At 58.0% G+C, this 20,631-nt stretch carries 15 protein-coding genes and 7 pseudogenes; 11 read left to right on the forward strand and 11 right to left on the reverse strand.

The features are described from left to right. Nucleotides 1-68 precede the first annotated feature (68 nt). Together FFH21_RS04555 and rimI are read left to right on the forward strand one after the other, a co-directional pair. On the forward strand, nucleotides 69-872 hold the full coding sequence (locus FFH21_RS04555) for a hypothetical protein (RefSeq protein ID WP_011167765.1): 804 nt from the start codon (nucleotides 69-71) through the stop codon (nucleotides 870-872). Beyond that, nucleotides 865-1,317 carry a ribosomal protein S18-alanine N-acetyltransferase gene (gene rimI, locus FFH21_RS04560; protein WP_002552084.1) on the forward strand — a complete coding sequence of 151 codons (453 nt, stop codon included), beginning with the start codon at nucleotides 865-867 and terminating at the stop codon, nucleotides 1,315-1,317. Before FFH21_RS04555 ends, rimI begins: the two co-directional genes overlap by 8 nt. Nucleotides 1,318-1,326: 9 nt before the next feature. Here the strand turns inward: rimI and FFH21_RS04565 are convergent, their stop codons facing one another. Next, nucleotides 1,327-1,734: a hypothetical protein gene (locus FFH21_RS04565; protein ID WP_011167766.1), complete on the reverse strand. Its 408-nt coding sequence runs from the start codon at nucleotides 1,732-1,734 to the stop codon at nucleotides 1,327-1,329. Nucleotides 1,735-1,904: 170 nt separating this feature from the next. On the opposite strand from FFH21_RS04565, the gene can reads away from it, so the two are divergent. Then, entirely contained in the window at nucleotides 1,905-2,543 is a 639-nt protein-coding gene (can, locus tag FFH21_RS04570) for a carbonate dehydratase (RefSeq protein ID WP_002552086.1), read from the forward strand. 71 nt (nucleotides 2,544-2,614) lie between these two features. Here can and FFH21_RS30965 read toward each other — a convergent pair whose 3' ends face one another. The 6 genes and pseudogenes from FFH21_RS30965 to FFH21_RS30820 all read right to left on the reverse strand — a co-directional run. Beyond that, complete coding sequence (locus FFH21_RS30965; RefSeq protein ID WP_371217768.1) at nucleotides 2,615-3,478, reverse strand: methyl-accepting chemotaxis protein; 864 nt, start codon at nucleotides 3,476-3,478, stop codon at nucleotides 2,615-2,617. Continuing rightward, nucleotides 3,473-4,279 (reverse strand): annotated as a pseudogene (locus FFH21_RS30970) (MCP four helix bundle domain-containing protein); the annotation flags it as partial. The pseudogene FFH21_RS30970 and the gene FFH21_RS30965, both read right to left, overlap by 6 nt. Before the next feature lie 119 nt (nucleotides 4,280-4,398). Beyond that, nucleotides 4,399-5,058 carry an HD domain-containing protein gene (locus tag FFH21_RS04580; RefSeq protein WP_011167768.1) on the reverse strand — a complete coding sequence of 220 codons (660 nt, stop codon included), beginning with the start codon at nucleotides 5,056-5,058 and terminating at the stop codon, nucleotides 4,399-4,401. 65 nt (nucleotides 5,059-5,123) lie between these two features. Next, nucleotides 5,124-5,303: pseudogene (locus FFH21_RS29890) on the reverse strand (SGNH hydrolase domain-containing protein); the annotation flags it as partial. Between the two features lie 172 nt (nucleotides 5,304-5,475). After that, nucleotides 5,476-6,708, reverse strand: a pseudogene (locus tag FFH21_RS04590) (IS91-like element IS801 family transposase). A 96-nt stretch (nucleotides 6,709-6,804) separates the two neighbouring features. Beyond that, nucleotides 6,805-8,646, reverse strand: a pseudogene (locus FFH21_RS30820) (acyltransferase family protein); the annotation flags it as partial. Between the two features lie 255 nt (nucleotides 8,647-8,901). Here FFH21_RS30820 and FFH21_RS04605 point away from each other — a divergent pair. From FFH21_RS04605 to FFH21_RS04625, 5 genes and pseudogenes are all read left to right on the forward strand, one after another. Further along, nucleotides 8,902-9,246, forward strand: a complete 345-nt coding sequence (locus FFH21_RS04605; protein ID WP_041924730.1) for a zinc ribbon domain-containing protein YjdM — start codon at nucleotides 8,902-8,904, stop codon at nucleotides 9,244-9,246. Nucleotides 9,247-9,354: 108 nt separating this feature from the next. Next, the gene (locus tag FFH21_RS04610) at nucleotides 9,355-9,723 is read left to right on the forward strand and encodes a DUF393 domain-containing protein (RefSeq protein ID WP_011167773.1); all 369 of its coding nucleotides are present in this window, start codon (nucleotides 9,355-9,357) and stop codon (nucleotides 9,721-9,723) included. 14 nt (nucleotides 9,724-9,737) lie between these two features. Beyond that, on the forward strand, nucleotides 9,738-10,841 hold the full coding sequence (locus FFH21_RS04615; protein ID WP_004663854.1) for an IS5-like element ISPsy19 family transposase: 1,104 nt from the start codon (nucleotides 9,738-9,740) through the stop codon (nucleotides 10,839-10,841). A gap of 15 nt (nucleotides 10,842-10,856) precedes the next feature. Next, nucleotides 10,857-10,970: pseudogene (locus FFH21_RS30445) on the forward strand (thiol-disulfide oxidoreductase); the annotation flags it as partial. Nucleotides 10,971-11,237: 267 nt separating this feature from the next. Next, a complete protein-coding gene (locus FFH21_RS04625) occupies nucleotides 11,238-12,446 on the forward strand; it encodes a sugar transporter (protein ID WP_041924731.1) in 1,209 nt (402 codons plus the stop codon). A 66-nt stretch (nucleotides 12,447-12,512) separates the two neighbouring features. Here the strand turns inward: FFH21_RS04625 and pcsA are convergent, their stop codons facing one another. Both pcsA and FFH21_RS04635 read right to left on the reverse strand, forming a co-directional pair. Next, entirely contained in the window at nucleotides 12,513-13,232 is a 720-nt protein-coding gene (pcsA, locus tag FFH21_RS04630; RefSeq protein WP_011167775.1) for a phosphatidylcholine synthase, read from the reverse strand. Nucleotides 13,233-13,319: 87 nt separating this feature from the next. Next, complete coding sequence (locus tag FFH21_RS04635) at nucleotides 13,320-15,329, reverse strand: alkaline phosphatase D family protein (protein ID WP_011167776.1); 2,010 nt, start codon at nucleotides 15,327-15,329, stop codon at nucleotides 13,320-13,322. Between the two features lie 264 nt (nucleotides 15,330-15,593). Between FFH21_RS04635 and FFH21_RS04640 the strand changes: the two genes are divergently transcribed. Next, nucleotides 15,594-17,234 (forward strand): methyl-accepting chemotaxis protein, encoded by a 1,641-nt coding sequence (locus FFH21_RS04640; protein WP_011167777.1) that lies wholly within the window; start codon nucleotides 15,594-15,596, stop codon nucleotides 17,232-17,234. Nucleotides 17,235-17,242: 8 nt separating this feature from the next. Here the strand turns inward: FFH21_RS04640 and FFH21_RS04645 are convergent, their stop codons facing one another. Beyond that, nucleotides 17,243-17,680 carry a GNAT family N-acetyltransferase gene (locus tag FFH21_RS04645; RefSeq protein ID WP_011167778.1) on the reverse strand — a complete coding sequence of 146 codons (438 nt, stop codon included), beginning with the start codon at nucleotides 17,678-17,680 and terminating at the stop codon, nucleotides 17,243-17,245. An 83-nt stretch (nucleotides 17,681-17,763) separates the two neighbouring features. Next, nucleotides 17,764-18,957: a diguanylate cyclase gene (locus FFH21_RS04650; protein ID WP_041924447.1), complete on the reverse strand. Its 1,194-nt coding sequence runs from the start codon at nucleotides 18,955-18,957 to the stop codon at nucleotides 17,764-17,766. 348 nt (nucleotides 18,958-19,305) lie between these two features. Here FFH21_RS04650 and FFH21_RS30975 point away from each other — a divergent pair. Together FFH21_RS30975 and FFH21_RS30980 are read left to right on the forward strand one after the other, a co-directional pair. Further along, a pseudogene (locus tag FFH21_RS30975) lies at nucleotides 19,306-19,932 on the forward strand (PAS domain-containing protein); the annotation flags it as partial. Nucleotides 19,933-20,094: 162 nt separating this feature from the next. Next, nucleotides 20,095-20,529, forward strand: a pseudogene (locus tag FFH21_RS30980) (methyl-accepting chemotaxis protein); the annotation flags it as partial. Nucleotides 20,530-20,631: the final 102 nt, after the last annotated feature.

The raw sequence follows: 20,631 nt of genomic DNA on the forward strand, positions 1-20,631 counted from the left end.
ATGCTGCAGCGCAAAAAGGCGAACAACGCTAGAATTGCGCGCTTAACTTATCCACAGGTGGCTGACCCTTGCTCAACGAGTCCCGTCGCCGCGCTTATTTGACCGCCATGCAGGTGGTCAACTGGCTGCCGCGCACAGAACTGCCATTCGCTGCGCCCTCGCGTCCGGAGCTGCTTGCGCCGTTACCGCCGCCGGTCGAGGTGCAGAACATTGCGCCTGCTGCCGCGCCATCTGCGCATGCTGCGCCGGTCGAAGCTGCGAACGTTGTGCCGATCACCCGGCAGCCCGAGCGCCCGAAGGTCGAGGTGCCGCGTCCGTCACTGGCCAGCACGCGCACAGTTGCCCCGGTCGAAGAGGCCGCGCCTGCGCCGCCCAAGGCCGCGGTTGTGCCGCCACCGCGTTTTGCCCTGCAATTGCTGCGTGCCGGGCGTTGCATGCTGCTGGTAGAGCTGACCACCGGCCAGCCGTTTCAGAACCGCGATCCGTCCTACCTGCTGCTCAAGGACATGCTGCGCGCTGCCGGTCTGCCCGACAGCCCGCAGATTATCGGCGAACCGGTGCGCTGGCCGTTGCTGGTGCGCGGCCAGATGGATCAGGGCCCGGAAGCGGCGCGCGACTTCGTGCAAGGCTTTGTCGGTGCCCGGCTTGAGGACGAACCCTGTGCGTGCCTGTGGCTGATCGGTTTGCCGTCGATGAAGTTCGCCGGTGAAGCCGACGCCGAATCCTATAACCGCGAATTGCAGATCGAAGGTCTGGGTACTGCCTGGGCGTTGCCGGGTCTCGAATTAATGATGGACGAGCCTGAGCGCAAGGCCGATGTCTGGAAAGCCATGCGTCGGCTGATGACGCGCTGGAAATCGATCGATGAGTGATGCCGTAACCTTCCGCCCCATGACCGAAGCCGACATGGATGCGGTACTGAAAATCGAATACGCAGCGTTCAGCCATCCCTGGACACGCGGCATCTTTCTCGATGGCCTCAAGTCCTACGAGATCTGGCTGATGTTCGAAGGGGCGCAGCAGGTCGGGCACGGTGTGATTCAGGTCATCATCGATGAAGCGCATCTACTCAATATCACCGTCAAACCTGAAAATCAGGGCCGTGGTCTTGGCTTGCTGCTGCTGGATCATCTGATGAAGCGCGCTTATCAGCTAAACGCGCGGGAATGCTTTCTGGAGCTGCGTGACAGTAACCGTCCAGCCTATCGTCTGTATGAAAACTACGGTTTCAACGAGATAGGCCGGCGTCGCGATTACTACCCGGCGGTCGGCGGCCGCGAAGACGCTGTGGTCATGGCCTGTACGCTTTTCGAATAGTGCAGGCTGTCAGCGCTGGGTGTTACCGTCCAGCGGGTCGATGATTGCCAGTTCCTCCTCGTCCAGACCGTTGCCACCACCGATGTCATCTTTATCGACTACCGTCAGGTCCAGGTCGGCAGGATCGTCTTCGCCCTGCTCATTCGGTGAACGGGCACCGTCTTCGCGGATCAGGGTTTCCGGAGACAAATCGTCATCGGTCGAATGGTGATCGTCAGTCGAGGCACCGGTCAGGCCTGTCTCACGCACACGCTGATCCGGAATTTCATGTTGCAGTTCGTCTTCAGGAATAAGATCACCGATACGGGCGGTCTCATCTTCATTGAAGTCGAGTGTTTCCATGGAGCCCATACGGTCTTCGTTATCGTCGATGGGTTCCGGTTCGGTAGCACAGAACGGACGGCGTGAATCGTTCATGGGAAATCCTCATTTCAGGTGGTCGTAAAAAATGGACCGGCCATGACTTTGAAGATTCCTTTTTGTTGACCGACGAGCTTTGGTGAATTTTGTCAGTAGTGGCAAATAGGCGTGACTTGAAGGATTCGACTCCAGTCCAAGGCTGGGCATCATTATCGAGGCGTCAAAGCATGAACGAGCTACAAGACCTGATTGATAACAATGCACGCTGGGCCGATGCGATAAAGCAGGAAGACCCAGAGTTTTTCGCCAAGCTGGCCCGCCAGCAAACACCTGAGTTCCTGTGGATCGGTTGTTCGGATGCACGTGTCCCGGCCAACGAGATCGTCGGCATGCTGCCCGGCGATCTGTTCGTCCATCGCAACGTGGCCAACGTTGTGTTGCACACCGACCTCAACTGCCTGTCGGTGATCCAGTACGCAGTGGACGTGTTGAAGGTCAAACACATTCTGGTGACGGGCCACTATGGTTGCGGCGGTGTACGCGCGTCCATGCAGGACCGCCAGTTTGGCCTGATCGACGGCTGGCTGCGCACGATTCGTGATTTGTATTACGAAAACCGTGAAGTGCTGGCCAAGCTGCCGACCGAGGAAGAACGTGTCGACCGTCTATGCGAGCTGAACGTGATTCAGCAAGTGGCCAACGTCGGTCACACCAGCATTGTGCAGAACGCCTGGCACCGTGGGCAGAGCCTGTCTGTGCATGGCTGCATCTACGGCATCAAGGACGGTCGCTGGAAGAGCCTCGACGTAACCATCAGCGGCTTCGAGCAGTTGCCGCCGCAGTACCGTCTGCGTCCGCAGGACTGACAGCCGCCCTCAGGCTGCAGCATCGCCAGCCAGTCTGTTTTTGCGACGGCTGGTTGGCGACAGGCAGGTCATCACAGCACGAAGCGCTGCACCATCAGGTTCAGATCAGCCGCCAGCATCGACAGCGAATTGCTCGCCACGGTGGTCTGCTGCGCGCCTGACGCTGTCTGGCTCGACAGGTCGCGGATACTGCTCAGGTTGCGGTCTACTTCAGTCGCAACCTGGGCTTGCTGTTCTGCGGCACTGGCAATCAGCAGGTTGCGGTCGTTGATGGTGCCCGTTGAATGGATGATCACGGTCAATGCTTCGCCGGTTGATGCAGCTTGCTCAAGCGTCAGGCTGGCTTGCGTTGCCGTTTGGCGCAACGAGCTGGCCGTTTGCTGAGTGCTTTGCTGCACGCCGCTGATCAGCCCTTCGATTTCTGCTGTCGAGGCGCTGGTGCGTTGCGCCAGTGAACGAACCTCGTCAGCTACCACGGCAAATCCGCGCCCGGCTTCGCCCGCCCGGGCTGCCTCAATGGCGGCGTTCAGGGCCAGCAGGTTGGTCTGGTTGGCGATCGCGCGAATCACATCGAGGATGCTGCTGATGCTCTGCGTGCGCTCGGCCAGTCCTTCAGCCTGATGCGAGGAGTCCAGTACGTTTTCAGTCAGTTGCTTGATCGAAAGAATCGTCGCCGACAGTTTTTCCTGTCCTTGCGCTGCCGCCCGGGTCGACGCCTGTGATTCGGTCACGGTGCTGCTGGCATTGCCTGCTACTTCGATGGCCGCCTGACTCATCTGGTTGACGGCGACTGCGGCCTGCTCGATTTCGTTGTTCTGCAATTGCAGATTGAGCGCACTGGCTTCGGCAATGGTGCCCATCTCCTGAACCGACTGCGAAAGCTGCGTTGCCGCTGCGTAGATCTGATCAATCGTGCCGTGCAGGTTGGTGCGCATGCGCCCCAGGGTGATCAGCAGCTGCGCGGTCTCGTCCTTGCCATCCGGTATCCGGTGCTCTGTCAGATCACCATCGGCGATGGTGCTGGCAATGTGCAAAGCCTGGCGGACCGGGTGAATGATGCTGACGCTCAAACGCCAGGCCAGCAGCAGGGTCAGAGCCAACACGACGGCGATGACGCTCAGCGCAATGATTCGTGCCTGCTCGTAGCGGGTGCCTGCTGACTCTACGGCGGCGGCAGCGCTCTGTTTGTTCAGCTCGCGCAGCAACTGCACCTGCATGTCCATCAGGTCGCCTTGCAGCGCGAGCATGGTATTGGCCAGAATTCGGGCCTCGTCCAGCTTGTTCTGCTCGATCAACGCGATCTGATCCTGCAAGCCGGGCATGAACGCCTTATAGGCATCCTGCAAGGCGACGATAGAGTCATGTTCAGTGCCCGATTGAACGCGCGCAAGGTATTCCGAGAAACCTTTCTCGACTTCGTTCTTGAGCTGTTCGACATTGATCTTGCTGTTGATGACCGCACCCGGATCGTCGGCATTGGCGATCAGCCGGGTGGTCTCGCTGCGCAGTTTGACCAGGCCGATGGCGATGGCATCGGCCATGGCGATACTGGGCAGTGCGCCGCTCTCGACAGCTTCGCCCTGATTGCGGATCTCCTGCATCTGCAGCAGGCAGAAAGCCCCCAGCGCGACCATCAGCAGGGAAGTGATGCCGAAACAGATCACCAGGCGCAGGGTAATCCTGAAGCGGCGCAATAGTGTTGGCGTTGTGGATTGCCGACGCAGGAAACGAGGCATAAATCTTTTCACGGCACACAACCCCTATACACACGCAGACCTTCTCGGAGAGCCGTTTATAGGGCAGTTGTGTGATGTCTTTATGACATCTGATGTTTATATCGGAAACAGGTAACCCATCATGGCTGAGGCGCGCCGATTTCCTCCATCAGTTCATCCAGAAAACGCTTCAGCCGGTCGTGCCTGATCTTCGCCATCTGTGTCCCGGTGTCGGTTTGAAAGCTGTCGGCGAGGTGCAGCAGCTTGGTATGAAAATGGTCGGCGGCGAAGTTCCTGTCGTCATACGGGCGCTGGCTGGCATGCGGGTCGTTCGGTTCGTAAAGCTGTCTGCCCATCCGCCCTGATACGTAAAAGGTTCGAGCCACGCCGATCATGCCCAGAGAATCCAGGCGGTCGGCGTCCTGCAGAATTCGGGCTTCCAGCGTCAACGGAGTTATCGCCGCCGAAAAACTGTGCGCTTCGATAGCATGGGCAACCGCAGCGATACTTTCTTCGTCCCAGCCCATCTCGGTAAGCAATTCGCGGGCCCGTGCTGCCGCCAGTCGCGAAGCACTGGAGCGAAACGGTGAGTCTTTCTCGACCGAAACACAGTCGTGTAACAGCGTGGCGGCGATCAGTACGCGGGCATCGCCGCCTTCCCGGTCACGGATGGCGCAGACGTTTTTCCAGACGCGCAGCAAGTGCGATACGTCGTGCGCGCCATCGATTTTCTCTGCATGAGTATGCGGGATCAGCAGGCTGGCCATATCCTGAAACGGGGCGAAGCTGGCGGCGGTCATGCGATGGTCCTCAGGCGTCTGTGCGGGTATCAGCATTACAGACAATGCCGCCTGATAAAACCCTTTCACTGGTCAAGAATTCGGCTGATCTGGCCGGCAAGCAGCCCTGCGCCCTTGGCGTTGAGGTGATTGAAGTCCTTGTAGTACGAGTTCATATCGCCAATCAGGCATTGCTTGTCCTTGCAAAAGGCTTCATCCAGGGTGATCAACCTGATCTGCTTCGCCTGGCTGGCGTGCATGCATAGGAATTTCAAAATGCCTATGCATCAGGCTGACGCTATGACGGAGGCGTCATGCCTTCAAAGCGATGGGTAGGAAGACGCTGATGCGTTACTTATGCAGTGAAAATCCCTATCAACAAGCATTAATGCAGGTTATTTCACCGCGAAGCCTAGGTGCGGACGCACCTAGGCCCTGTCAGGGCTTCACGTACCTCATCTGCGCAATCGCCTGAGCGTTGAGGTTCAGTCCCTGCACCGTCAGCCCGCTGATTGCCGCCGTGTATACCATCCGCGCGCCACACAGCACGCAGCGGAACGGATCGACGTTTAGAAAGGCTTTGGCCATCTGCACAAAATACAGCTTCGGTGTCGGTCCTGGCGTCGCCATCTTCAGTGCTTCATAGACCTTTGGCAGGTACTGCCCGCAGACCCGATTGGCCAGAAAACCAAAATACCGGATCATCCGGAAATGCTTTTCCGGGATGTGCTGCACCACCCGGAAAAGCATGTCGGCCTGGCTCAGCGTTTCCTGCTGATAGGTCTGTGTGCGGTGATCCAGGTAGGTGAAGCTCAACGTGGCCCCGTTGGTGTAATGCGCCAGACGACTGCCCGAGATGGGCGGTTTTTTCAGGTAGCGGCCCAGGTAATTGACGGTCTTTCGGCCGTTTTTCGTCTTCTTCGACAAGTGGATGTGCCAGTGCTGGCCACCAGCGGTCAGTATCAAACGGCGCCAGTCGCTTTCACAGAGGATGTGGGCCAGCGGCGGCGGCATCGTCAGTTGCGAAAGCGGCTGTCCCAGCAGGTAATCGCGCACCAGCCACATCCAGCGCCGCCGCAGGGCCTCTTTGTGGAACGACAGATTTTTCCAGACGCCCTGCTCATCCAGGCCGCCCGCGGTCACCGACAGGTGGACGTGGGGATGCCAGTTGAGCCGCCGGCCATAGGTGTGCAGCGCCCCTTAAATCCCGACGCGCAAACCGCGCCGCTTGGCGGCGTAGATCAGGTTATCGGCCGCCAGCCGAAACAGCGCATCGAGCAGCCAGCGGTTGTAGAAGAACAGGGGCCATAGCGTGTCGGGCAGCGTGAACACCAGATGCTGCCAGGGGCAGTCGGGCAGACGGTTGTTTTGCACGGTGATCCACTGGTCGGTGGCCTTTTTGCCGCAGGAGGGACAGGCCCGGCAATGGCAGGTGTTGCACAGGTATTTGACGTGCGGGCAGCTGTGGTTGCCGCAGGTGTAGTGTTTGACGCCCAGTATCGAGGTGCCGCAGGCGAGCATTTTGGTGACGGACTCGACTTCGATGTCGCGTAAGCCGCCCTCCTCGAGGAGGTGTGCCCAGCACTGGTTAGCGGTGAAGAGGTTTTTGAGCGGTCGAGGTGTGTAGGCAGGACTCATCTGAAGCAGCAGCGGTGGGTAAGCAGGCTTCATGATGGTCAATAACGGGCCTCATGGCAAAGCTCAAATCGATGTTTCTGCTGCTACGCGATCGTAAGAACGGGCGATTTGCAGCCGCAGGCTGCCCTGTTCGCGAGTGAAGCGTTGCAACAGAGCATGTTTTTCGACTGGCACCGACAATTCACTGACCCGCTGCAGTTTCTGCGCATCACTGTCCCAGGCATCACGGGCCAGGCGGTAGTAGAGGCTCTCGGGATTGATCAATTGCTGCGGCACCTGCGCGACGATGAATACCTCGGTGCCGATATCGCGGTAGGCCTTTATCGTGGTTTCAAATGCCTGCCTGAACACTGCTCGCGAGGTTTCCCGGTTTTTTTCCGGGTGGGTGCGGGAGGTCAGGAAATACTTGCTCATCTTCCGCTCGCCGTAATTGCCGTCGGTGTACAGCGTCCAGCGTGCCACTAGCACGACCTTTTTGATCTGCCGCTGCTTCACGTATTCAAACTCGCGATTGGCCAGCGCCTCGCATACCCCGGCAGAGTAGTTACCCTTGGCGATGTCCACGCCGAGCAAGGGCAGGCAACCGCCCAGACCTATGTGCGCGACAGTTCTGCCCAGATCCCGCGCGGCGGCGTCAAACGTCGATAACAGGGCCTCTGAGTGGCTGTCACCAAACAGAGCCATCTCCGGTACGACGTTGCTGTCGGCAAGACCAAACAGGCAAAAATCGACATTCCAGCCTTGGCTATCAAGGTTCCGGTCGCATTTTTCGCGTATCTGCGGGTCGACAAATGCCTAATGCATCGCCGGATCGACAGCGAAGCGCTGGCTAAAGCCGTTATTGAGATAGCCGACCAGCCCCAGCACGACAAATAGCGTCGAAGCAACGCCTGCCGAGGCGAAGAGCTGACGGCGGTTGAATGCACCGGCCTTGCGAAAGGGCTGCTCGACGAAGCGCCAGCTCAGCCAGGCCAGCAGCAGCGAGAGCAGGGTCAACGCCAGCATCAACGGCAGGCCTGGCTCAATCAGGCTGCGCTGACGAGCGAAGGCAAAGACGGGCTGATGCCACAAATAGGCGCTGTAACTGATCATGCCGATCAGGACCGTTACCCGTGAACTCAGCGCGTTGCCGACCCAGGTCTGGCCATTGGCGAAGACAATGATCAATGCCGCACCCAGCACAGGCAGCAGCGCGTTGAGGCCAGGGAAGGCTGTACTGCTGTCGAAACAAACCACGGCATAACCAATCAGCAAAATCCCCAACAGCGTCGCCGCCTGATCGAGATGGCTGGCGCTATCAACGCTACGCGGGCGCCAGACAAAGTAGAAGGCGATGAACGAGCCCGTCAGCAATTCCCAGGCGCGTGCAGGCAGCAGATAAAAAGCGTTACTGGCGTTATGACGCGCCCCCAGCTCCGCCAGCGCCAGGCTTGCCAGGGCAGCTGCGATCAGCAGCACAATCAGCCACTTGCGGCCCATGCTCCAGGCCAACATCAGTAGCGGCGGGAAAAACAGGTAGTACTGCTCCTCTACCGCGAGCGTCCAGGTGTGCAGCAAGGGTTTGAGTTCAGCGGTTGCGTCGAAATAGCCGCTTTCCAGCCAGAACAGTAGGTTGGAAGAGAAGGTCGGCACCGCCACCAGGCTTTTGGCGAAGTATTTCAGGTCAGACGGATCGAGCGTCAACCACGCGACAGGCAGGCAGACCAGCATCATCACGAACAGCGCCGGCAGAATGCGTCGGGCGCGCCGTTCGTAGAAATCGATCAGCGAGAATCTGCCGTTGAGCATCTGCGCAAGAATGATCGAGGTGATCAGATAGCCAGAGATCACAAAAAAGATGTCGACCCCCACGAATCCACCGCTGAATAACGGCAAACCCGCGTGATACAGGATGACCGGGATCACCGCGAGCGCGCGCAGGCCATCGATTTCGGGTCGATAGTCGAGCGCCGGGTTATGAGGAATGCCCATGAAGTGTGCTCGATACAGGAAGTGGTGAAAGGCGGTAAATGCGCGCTGCAATAGCTACCGCCAACGCAGGGCGCAGGCGTTGGGGATGAAGGATCAGAAGGGAATCGCAGGAGAGAGTGGTGTATTTTTTAGTTCAGGTATTCGCTTCTGTCCAATGGCTGAAGCCGGTTTATGAAGACAGATCAGTCTCTTCCCACCTGAAACAGGAAAAGCCCTTTATAATGCATGGTTTTACCCATCCTCGATGCGAGAACCATTGTGAGCTTACCGTCCTGCCCGAAATGCAATTCCGAATACACCTACGAAGACGGCAGCCTGCTGATCTGCCCGGAATGCGCCCATGAATGGTCTGCAGACGCTGCTGGCGCCGATGCAGCCGACGACGTGAAAGTCATCAAGGACTCCACGGGAAATGTGCTGCAGGACGGCGATACCATTACCGTGATCAAGGACCTGAGGGTCAAAGGCTCTTCGCTGGTGGTCAAGGTCGGTACCAAGGTCAAGAACATCCGTCTGGTCGATGGCGACCACGATATCGATTGCAAGATCGACGGCATCGGCGCGATGAAGCTGAAGTCCGAGTTCGTCCGCAAGGTTTGATTCTGTCGGGCAATGGCTTTAGCCTGAACGCCTCGCCGGTCCTTCGACTGGCGGGGCGTTCATGTTTCCGGGCGCGCCAGGGCTGTTTTTCCTGAACAGGTGAATACCGTGCCGACGACTACCCCCGCCCCGTATCTGAAACCCGATGAATGTGTCGTGCTGTTCGATGGCGTCTGCAAACTGTGCAATGGTGTGGTGAAGTTTCTGATTCGCCATGATCCGCACCAGCGTCTGCGCTTGGCCGCCGTACAGTCGGAGCAAGGGCAGGCATTGCTGAAGTGGGCCGGGCTGCCGCTCGACGATTTTCATACCATCGCAGTCATCGTTAACAATCGGGTGTTCGTACGCTCGGATGCATTTCTGCACATCATGGGGCTGCTGCCTGCGCCGTGGCCGCTGCTGAAAGTGCTGGGTATTTTTCCACGCTTTCTAAGAGGGTGTAGACAAAATAAATTAAACTTTCACTCCCTTGTCTGAATAGCCCTCAAGCCATGCCTAAAACCGGACGTCCTCGCTCGATTGCCGCCGAGCACTATCCCGTGCTGGTGAAACTCGCTCATGCACAGCCCTATTCCAGCCAGGCCGAATTGGCGCTCGTATTCTTCGCCGAAACCGGTATCACTGCGCATCCCGACACCTTTGCAAAAGCGTTGAAAATGGCAGGGATTACGCGTGTAAAGCAGCGGGCCAAGGGAAGTTTTCAGTCACCTGAACCTAATAAAGCCTATGGCTACAATGAAACCCACCGCCGCCAACTGCCGGAGCAGCTATATCCGAGTTGCTTGACAGATACCGAGTGGGCACTGGTCGCCGACCTGTTTGAAAGCCAGGGCGGACGAGGAGTGCCACCGCTTCACTCTCGGCGCACGTTGCTGGAAGCCTGTTGCTATGTCGTACGCACGGGGTGCTCATGGCGAATGCTACCCCGCGATTTTCCTCATTGGGACAATGTCTACAAAACGTTCCGCCGGTGGAGCGCTCAAGGCAAGTTCGAGCAAATGCATGATCGCTTGCGAGCTCAATGGCGTGAGCGGGAAGAACGCGCTGACAGCCCGTCAGCAGCGATCCTGGATTCACAGTCGACCCGCAGTTCTCCTCAAGGCGGTGACAGCGGCTACGACGCAGGCAAAAAAGTGAAGGGGCGTAAACGAAGTCTGATTGTCGATACATTGGGCCTGCTGCTGGCTGTCAGTATCAGTGCTGCAAGCGTGCAGGATCGTGACGCGGCGGATGATGCGGTGGCGTACTCGAAGGAAAAATATCCGTCACTGAGCACGCTTTTTGTTGATAGTGCGTACGCAGGAAAATGGGCACAGCGCACCCATCAACTGCACGCTATCGATGTTCAAGTGATCCGTGGCCCGAATAACAGAAGAACAGGGCAATGGCACTCTGAACAAGGCGATCTATTTTCCGTGGAGCCTGTTCAGACTGGATTTGTGGTCATGCCCAAGCGATGGGTAGTGGAGCGAACTCATGCCTGGAATGAGAGAGCTCGGCGACTGATCATGCATCATGATCGCCTTTTTGCGGTAAGCGAGGCATGGGTTTGGTTGGCCGAGGCTCGAATACTCGCGCGCCGACTCACTACATGATTTTGTCTACACCCTCTAAGGGACTGGGCCTACAACCGTATCGCGCTCAACCGATATCGTCTGTTCGGGCGCTATGATCACTGTCTGTTGCCGTCGCCCGAGAACCGCCAGCGCTTCCTTGACGGCTGACGACCGGCGGTCATTTGTAAAGTCTGTCATGACTGTACGGGTTGTGATCCACTCTGGCGGTCCGTAGAATTCGTGTCATCTGGCTCCACTCCCCATATCCACAATAATCCACTTTGCACACTGCGCCCGATTCAGAAGGTCGAGCGGAGCGTTTTTGCGTTGGTTTTTCAGTGGGGGCGAGCCGCGGTTCCATACAGGTGTCAGGCGTGCGTGTTCATGCGTGGCGATCGGCCTTCGGGTCGGAACATTTTCAGGGCGTTGCGATTCTTGATAACTTCACCTCCAAACGAGCAGGCAGGTAGCTGGCTTGGCGTATTCGCGCTGGCCTTGGCGGCCTTCATTTTCAATACCACCGAGTTCGTGCCGATCGGTCTGCTGAGTAACATCGGCCAGAGCTTCGAGATGACCCCGGCCCAGGTCGGGCTGATGCTTACGATCTATGCCTGGGTTGTGTCGCTGATGTCGTTGCCGATGATGCTGGCGACGCGCAACATCGAGCGCCGCAAGTTGCTGATGTTCGTGTTCGGCCTGTTTGTGGTCAGCCATGTACTCTCCGCAATCTCCCCCAGCTTCGCAATCCTGCTGGTGAGTCGGGTCGGTATCGCCTTTGCACATGCGGTGTTCTGGTCGGTCACGGCGTCGCTGGCCGTGCGCATCGCACCGCCCGGCAAGCAGGTTCAGGCGCTTGGCCTGCTGGCGACCGGTACGTCGCTGGCGATGGTGCTGGGTATTCCGCTGGGCCGCGTGCTGGGTGAGGCCCTGGGCTGGCGGACTACCTTTCTGGGCATCGCCGGCATCGCTGCGCTGGTAGTCTTCCTGTTGGCTCGCGCGCTGCCTTTGCTGCCCAGCCAGAACTCCGGCTCGTTGCGCAGCCTGCCGATCCTGTTCAAACGCCCACGGTTAATGGCGATCTACCTGCTGACAGCGATTGTGGTGACCGCTCATTTCACCGCCTACAGCTATATCGAGCCGTTCACCCAGACTGTGTCCCGACTCAGCGGCGAAATGACCACGATTCTGCTGCTGGTCTTTGGCGGTGCAGGAATCATGGGCTCGATCATCTTCAGCCTGTTCAGCGACCGCTTCCCTAACGGGCTATTGATCACCGCCATTGGCACGCTGACCGTTTGCCTGCTCATGCTATTGCCACTCTCCGGCGATGCGACAGCGCTCGGCACGCTGACCATTATCTGGGGCATGGCGATCATGTGCTTCGGGCTGACCTTGCAAGCGCGTGTACTCTCTCTGGCACCGGATGCGACCGATGTGGCAATGGCGCTGTTCTCGGGCATCTTCAATATCGGAATTGGTGGCGGTGCGCTGCTCGGCAGCGTGGTCAGCAGCCATCTCGGGGTTGCCAATGTCGGTATTGTGGGCGGCCTGCTGGCCTTGGGCGGGTTGGGGTTGTGCTGCTTTACGACGCATTACTTCGGCAAAATCCAGCCTGCTGCCGAGGTGCAGGCCGAGAGCAAATAGGGCGCGCATAAAAAAGCTCGCAGACCGCGCAATGCGATCAGCGAGCTTTTTGTTCTGGCCTCGGCGTCAGGCTTTAAGCCGGCCCAGCCACTCCAGCGACGTTCTCCAGACACAAATTCCGAGAAAATACGCCGACATCGCCAGCCACAGCCCCATGACCACATGACCGTTGTGTGGGTGGTTGATGATCAGCAGCGCGCTGGACAACAACCACACGGTGGTGACTGCGATGTTGATCGGCATGAAGCGACGCACACGGAACGGGTGCAGAAACTTCATGCGCGTCAGGGTCAGCAATGCCAGGGCGATGATGGTGATAAACGTCAGCCACGGCGCGGGCGACAGAATGTAAAGGCACAGGGCAACTACGTTCCATGCTGCGGGAAAGCCCTGAAAATAGTTGTCCTTGCTTTTCATGTCGACGTTGCAGAAGCAGAACAGCGACGACACCAGAATCACCGATACGCTGAGCAGCAACGTGTAATCCGGCACCGGTATGTAGCGATAGATGAACAGTGCCGGAATGAACACGTAGGTCAGATAGTCGATGACGAGGTCCAGCACCGAGCCATCAAAGTGCGGCAGTACCGACGTGGTATTGACTTTGCGAGCCAGTGAGCCGTCTACGCCATCCACGATCAGGGCAGCGCCCAGCCACAGCAGGCATGCTTTGGGTTCGTTGTTGAATAGTGCAATGGTAGCCAGGAACGCAAGGACGACGCCGGTGGCGGTGAAGCCATGCGCGCCCCAGGCGTTGAGTCTGGCTATGCGTTGATTGGTTATCACGGGGGCGCTCTCCAGGAAATAATGCTTGCCAGGGTGTGCCGCAAACCTGACCGGTAGCAACTATCGACCCGGCAATTGCCGATAAGTTTAGCGGTGACTATCCCTTGTTTCCCGGTTACTTTCCAGAAAACCGCAATCTGTGTCAGACCGCTCGTCTCTGGAATCTTGCGGTTCGACGAAACAGGTAGGCGCGTCACCGTTGGCATTGAGTTGGTTGATCAGGGTCGGCTGGCCCTGTTCATTGAACATTACCTGACCGACACCTGCCGAGTTCCATAAGCGTTCACCGGCCTTGCTGTGCTCGGGCGTGCGCGGAACAACCTTCATCAGGCGACGCTTGGTGAACCAGTTAAGAGGTGAGCGGGGAGAGTATAACCAGCGATTCAGCCGATCAAAAGTGTCCAGCAGACGACGGGGGAATTCATTCTTGATGCCACTGCTGGTGATTTGCCAGATGTGAGGCCCGCCACTGCGCTGACGGATCAGGATTTCGTAGACGAACGAGTAATGCACATCACCCGACAGGATCACGTAATTGCCCGGGGTTCTGGAATGGCGAAAGATGTTCAGAATGACGTTGGCTGCTCCACGATGCGCCATCCAGTTTTCCGCATCGACCAGCAACGGGTAGCCGCACCAACTGAAGACACGCTGGATCGCCTCAATCAACTTGACGCCGAACACGGGGGCAGGTGACACGATAATCGCCGATTTATGGTCGATCAGTTCCTGTTGCAGTTCACTGAGTGCTTCCCAGTCCAGCAGGCCGGACGGGTGATTGAAATTCGATTCACTGCGCCAGCGTCGGGTGCGCGTATCCAGTACCACCAGCGCCGGGCTGGTCGGCAGAACGTAATGCCACTGTTGAAACTTCAGCAACTGATCGATCAGCGCGTCCTGGGCCGTGCTGTCCAGCCAGTTATCCTTGCGCACAGCCGCTGCACTCAGTTCATGTACCTGCCGGACCAGGTCGTTGAGTGCGTCGGGATTGTTACCCCAGCCCTGGCAGAGCAGATAGGCGAGCAGGGCATTGCCGATGATGCGTTTCGAGAAGGGATGGCCGTACGCGGTTTCTTCCCAGTTTGCCGACAGGTTCCAATCATCGGTGATGTCATGGTCGTCAAAAATCATCATGCACGGCAGGTGAGCCATCGCACGCGCCACGCCCTCAAGCCCCGCAGTGAAATCCTCGACCAGTTGCTGCTCTCTGGCATAACGCTCGACTTCGTCGGCTTCCAGATGCGGCTTGCCTGGCTCGATCAGGGTCCAGGGCGTGGGTGACCAGACCAGCAGGTACATCGCCACCACTTCCGCCAGAGTGACCAAATGGTTATCCGCAGTGCTGCTGGTAAATACCGGCTTGCTGGTGCCACCAAAGAACCGCTCACGCAGCGTGTCGTTGCTTTTCAGGGCGGGTAGCAGGTCGGCACGCTGGTAATAGCTGGCCGGGTGCGCATAAAGGCTGGTGCTGTCGTCGACAACAGCACCGTCGAGTTGCTCATCGAACAACCCCAGCCGTTCGATCAGCACATGAATGGCGCGCAGCATCGGCCCGGCGACATCGTCGGCGTAGATCTGATCGCCGCTCATCATCAACAGCGCAGGGCGTTGCAACGGGTCCTGGTTGTCGGCCAACAGGCGATCCACGCAGAGCAGACCCTCGGCCGCGCTGTGATGTGGCTTGCGACACGAGCCATGCAAGAGCTGATCAATGCTGCTGCGCACTACGAAATTCGGATAAAAGGCACCGTCGTATAGCAGGTGCGGCGCCCACTCGGCGATACCGCCCGGTTCGCCATCTACCAACAGGTCGTAATCGATCCAGGTGTCCAGGGGCAGCTCGGCCTCCAGTTGCAGGTCGATCAGATGAATGAATGCGTGGCGACCTACCGCGACGATCTGGCATTGCTGATCGGTCAGTGAATGGTCGTTGAAGTCATCTGCTGCATTCTCAACGCCATGACGCAGACGCAGTATCAGCTTGAGCGGGCGCGAGCCCACCAGCCACAGCACCAGGCGTCCGGCTTCCTGGCGGCGTAACAGCGGACCGGCAAGGATGGACGGTAATGGACGTTTTTCGGCGGGCGAAGACGGCATCCTGATTCATGGCTCTGACTGATCGTAGGCGGGAAATACTAACGCAGTCAGTGTGGAAAGTTCTTGTTACACCGCTGGGCTGCGACCTTCAGCCTGTTTCAAAGCATTGCGCCGTTAGCCCTGAGCCCTTGACGGTCAATCGGATGAATGTCACTTCAGTGGCGCTCGATGCTGCCGATAGACGCTTTATACAGAGCCTGAAGCTGCCGGTCCCCGAGCACCGCAGCCCAGCCTCAGCCAGCTGTTAAAACTAGAGATTTCTCCATGAACTGGTTCTACAACGCCAAGCTGTCCACCAAGCTGTTTATCTCATTTGCACTCTGCGCGGTTATCACCCTCGCGGTGGGCATGGTTGCCAGCCGGGGGATCGGTGAGCTCGCCAGCAACCTGAAACTTGCGTTCTCCAACAACCTGGTGTCGGTGTCGAAAACCAACGAGGCCACCATCAATGTTGTCGAGCAGAATCGTGATTTGTATCGCTTGCTTTCGGTCACTGCCAGCAACGCGCCACAAAGCGTGAAGGATGAAGTTCTCGACAGTATGAAAAACAATCGCGCAGAAGCAGAAAAAGCTTATGCGACCTATCGTGCAACACCGCTTGAAGATGACGAGCGCGCTGCAGGCGATAAGATGGACAAGGACTGGCCCGTCTATCAGACGCTGGTTGATCGTGCTGTGGCTGTTGTCTTTTCCGGAGACGTTGCAGCCGCGAGGGCGCTGATCGAAGGCGACGTTCGCAAGGCCTATCTGACCGTGGTGGACGAGTTGTACATCATGGTCGGCTCCAACAACCGTCAGATAGGTGAAGGTGCAATCGCCGCTGAAAAAACAGAATCAGCGGCCAATCTCAATCTGTATATGGGGATCGGCATTGCCTTCGTGGCCGCCTTCCTTTTGGCACTGTTTATCAGTCGTGTGATCAGTTCGCCCATTTCCTCTGCCCTTGTCAGTGCGCAGCGCATTGCCGGTGGCGATCTGACCCAGCCGATCGTCAGCACTCACCGGGATGAAGCAGGCCTGATGCTTACGGCGCTCAGTGATATGCAAAACAGCCTGAAGAGCACCATCGGACAGATCTCCAGCGCTGCCGACCAGCTTGCTTCGGCTGCTGAAGAACTCAATGCCGTTACCGAAGAAGGCAGCCGTGGCCTGATGCGACAGAACGACGAGATTCAATTGGCTGCCACGGCGGTCACCGAAATGACCGCTGCGGTCGAAGAAGTGGCGCGTAACGCCATGTCTACCTCTGACGCCTCAAAGCGGACCAGTACCGAAGCGGCTACCGGGCGTGATCAGGCGCGTGATGCGGTCAGTGCGATCAATAACGTCAGCGCCGAGATCAGCAGCTCCACCTCAATGGTTGAAGAGCTTGCCGGGCGGGTTCGTGAGATTGGTCAGGTGCTGGACGTGATTCGTGGTATCGCCGAACAGACCAACCTGCTGGCCCTCAACGCCGCCATCGAGGCTGCGCGCGCCGGTGAACAGGGCCGCGGCTTTGCCGTGGTGGCCGACGAAGTACGTGCGCTTGCCGCTCGTACTCAGGCGTCCACAGGTGAAATCGAAACCATGATAGGCAGCGTGCAGGCCAGTGCCGATCAGGCTGTGCGGGCCATGGGCAACAGCCGTACCCTTGCCAGCAATACTCAATCCCTGGCTCAGGCCACTGGTCAGTCGCTGGAGCGCATTGCGCAGAGCATTGCTGAAATCAACGATCGCAACATGCTGATTGCTACCGCTTCCGAAGAGCAGTCCCACGTTGCGCGCGAGGTGGATCGCAATCTGATCAACATTCAGGACCTCTCCACCCAGACCGCTGCTGGCGCTCACCAGACCAGCGCTTCAAGTCAGGAGCTGTCTCGTCTGGCGATTTCCTTCAACAACCTGGTAGGCAAGTTCAAGGTCTGACGCAAGCGTCAGGACGCTGATACCGGCAGGCGCTTCTGGAAAAAGAAGCGCTTGCTGCCGGGCGGATAGTCGTCAATCTGCCCGAACTCGGTGTAACCGTGGCGGCGATAGAAGTCCGGAGCCTGGAAGTCGAAGGTATCCAGCCAGATCCCTGCACAGCTTTTCTCGACCGCAAGATCCTCAGCCATCTGCATCAAACGCGAGCCCATGCCTTGCCCCCGGGTTTGCTCCGGCACCACCAGCAACTCGATGAACAACCATTGATAAAGAATGCGTGCGTGCAGGCCACCGAGAATTTCCCGGGTCTGATCATCGCGAATGAACATCGCCACTTTCTCTGACTTGCCGTCACCCGCTTGCTCGGCGTTAAAGCGCTTCAGTGGTTCCAGAATCGCCAGGCGATCTTCTTCTGTAGGGTTGTTATTGACATCAATGTGAACGCTCATGCGCTGGCTCCTGGCCTTGGTTTGCGCGACGAGCTTAAAGCGGCCTGGATGTGGGGTAAAGCCAGGCCCTGCAAAGCGTCATTTCACGCAAAGCAAACACAGTTACGTCCGGCGCGCTTGGCGGCGTAGAGGGCATTGTCAGCAGCGCTGATCAGGTGGTCGGCAGTGGTCTGCGGCGCGGTTGCACACGCGACCCCCAGGCTTACAGTAACGAACGCGCTTTCGCCCAGCGCCGGGTGCGGCAACTTGAGCGCCGCGACAGCGGCCTGCAGGACGTCGGCCATTTCTCTGGCCTGTCCGGCATCGCCATTCATCAGAACCAGAACCTCTTCACCGCCAAAACGAAACGCCACGGCATCGTTTTCATGTGCGCTTTGTTGGATTTTCTGACAGAGCAACTTGAGGCAGGTATCGCCTTGTGGATGCCCATAGTTGTCGTTGTAGGATTTGAAGTGATCGATGTCCAGCAGGATGATGGCCACGTTCGCCGGTGTTTTACGCGCGCGTTCCCAAACCGAGGTCATCACTTCGTCCTGATAGCGTCGATTGAACAGGCGGGTCAAACCATCGGTGCGTGCGAACTCCATCAACTGCACTTGCAGCAGGCGTCCGCGAAGCGCGAACAGATAGCTCATGCGGCTGGCGCGCTCCAGAAAATACGAAGCCATTAACAGCAGCGCTACCGTGGAGACGAACAGCACTGCATTGGCCTGCCAGATCACAAAGTCTGCGAAATTGGCAATGTAGGTTGTCACCAGCTGGATGATCAGCATGCATGACATCGCGACGGCTGCATGGCGCAGGGGCAATTGCTGGATCATGGTGCAATAGACCATGATCAACAGCATGCCCAGTTGATAAAAGATTTGATACGGGCTCTGACTGTGAATCATCACCAGCATGGGCATGAGCGAGCACAGTACCGTCGCGGTCGCAGCGGTCGTTTCCATTGCCCAGCGAGTGGAAAAGCGCTGCGCCAGCACTAACAGCACAATAAACATCGGCGTTATCAGGCACAGACGCCCTAGCGCCACGTAGACAAACACATCCCGCAGAATCAACCAGTCACTGATCAGAAACAGGTTGTAGATCAGGCTGCCACCAATCCCCACCGCCGTCAGGAATTCGCGCCGCTGTGGTCTGGTTTCCGCCTGGTAGCGTTGCTCAAGCACCCGGCTGAAGCGCAACGCACCCACACCTGAAGTAATCGTCTGCTCTACCTCCGCAAGGAGTTGTGCATCTTCAGGATTGGGGCGTTCAAGGGCAGAAACGAGCATGTGACACCGGTACATTAACATCGAGAGACATTAGGACATCACGAATGATGTCTTAGTGCTATTAGTGTGTAGTGTGTGGGTCCTGAAGGCGACCGGCGGTTCCTGTCGGCACTGGCTGAGCGACTGCAAGGGGGGCAGGAGGCGGGTATATGCCGCTGGGCAACACGCATCAATTCAATCTGCCATCATCAGACGAAACGCCTTAATCCCGTCTACGCTTAGGCCGATACATACGTACAACCCACTACTGGTGCCGTCATGTTCAACACTCGCTTGAAAAAGGAATTACAGGCACAACACGCCGAGTTATCGATGTATCGGCAAATGCAGAAAGGGATGGACGCGCGGATGGTGTCGCTGAGTCTGGACGCCAACAACCATATCGTCCATGCCAATGACAACTTCCTGAGGGCGCTTGGTTATTCTGCCGACCAGTTGCTGGGCAAGGATATGGACCAGATGGTGCCGTCCTACGTCAAACAGCTCGATTGCTACCGTAACCTCAAGCTGGCGGTGCAGAAAGGCGAGTCGGTGATCGACAACTACCGTTTTCTGCATGCCAACGGCAGTCTGGTGTGGATTCGTGCCATGTGGCAGCCGGTTCTGGATGACCAGGGCAAACTGGTGACCTTGCAATGCTACGGGTCGGACATCACCCAGACCGTCGAGACCGCTGCCGAGAACTCTGCGTTCATTCAGGCATTGCTGCGCTCTACCGCCGTGATCGAGTTCGATCTTGGCGGCCACGTGCTCACGGCCAATGATCAGTTTCTGCGTGGCATGGGTTACAACCTGGCGCAGATCAAGGGCAAGCACCACAGCATGTTCTGTGATCCGGCTGAAACTTCACTGGCACCGTACCGGGAGTTCTGGGCGATGCTCAACCGCGGCGAGTTCGTCGCAGGGCGCTTCAAACGTATCGACAGCAGCGGGCGTGAGGTCTGGCTGGAGGCTACTTACAACCCGGTTCATGATGCTCAGGGCAAACTCTACAAGGTCGTCAAGTTCGCCACGCTGGTGACCGATCAGGTCGCCCGCGAAGATGAAGTCAGCCAGGCGGCCAGCGTGGCGTTTGAAATCTCCCAGCAGACCGACGTCAGCGCCCAGCGCGGCGCGGATGTGGTGCAGAACACTGTGCAGACCATGCGCAAGATATCCGAAGAGATGCAGTCGGCTTCCTCAGGCATCGAAGCACTGGGCAAGCAGTCCCTGTTGATCAGCTCCATCGTGCAGACCATCGGCGGCATCGCCCAGCAGACCAATCTGCTGGCACTCAACGCCGCCATCGAGGCCGCGCGTGCCGGTGAACAGGGCAGGGGCTTTGCCGTGGTCGCCGATGAAGTCCGCCAACTGGCCGGCCGCACCAGCGCCGCGACCGAAGAGATCGTCAGCGTCGTGCAGCAAAACCAGTCGCTGGCCGATGAGGCGGTACGCGGCATGGCCAACAGCCGCACTCAGGCGGAACAGGGTCTTTTGCTGGCAAACGAGGCGGGCGCGGTGATCGTCGAGATTCAGGAGGGGGCCAAACAGGTGGTAGGCGCAGTGGGTCGGTTTGCCAATCAGTTGAAGTAGCAGCTGACGTCACTGTCGGTATTTCAGGTGTTGCAGGGCACGGACGACCGGCAACACCTGATAGCTCTGGCATCATTTTTGGACGGCAGGCAGAATGCGCCG

The organism is Pseudomonas sp. KBS0707, assembly GCF_005937945.2.
Taxonomy (GTDB): Bacteria; Pseudomonadota; Gammaproteobacteria; order Pseudomonadales; family Pseudomonadaceae; genus Aquipseudomonas; species Aquipseudomonas amygdali.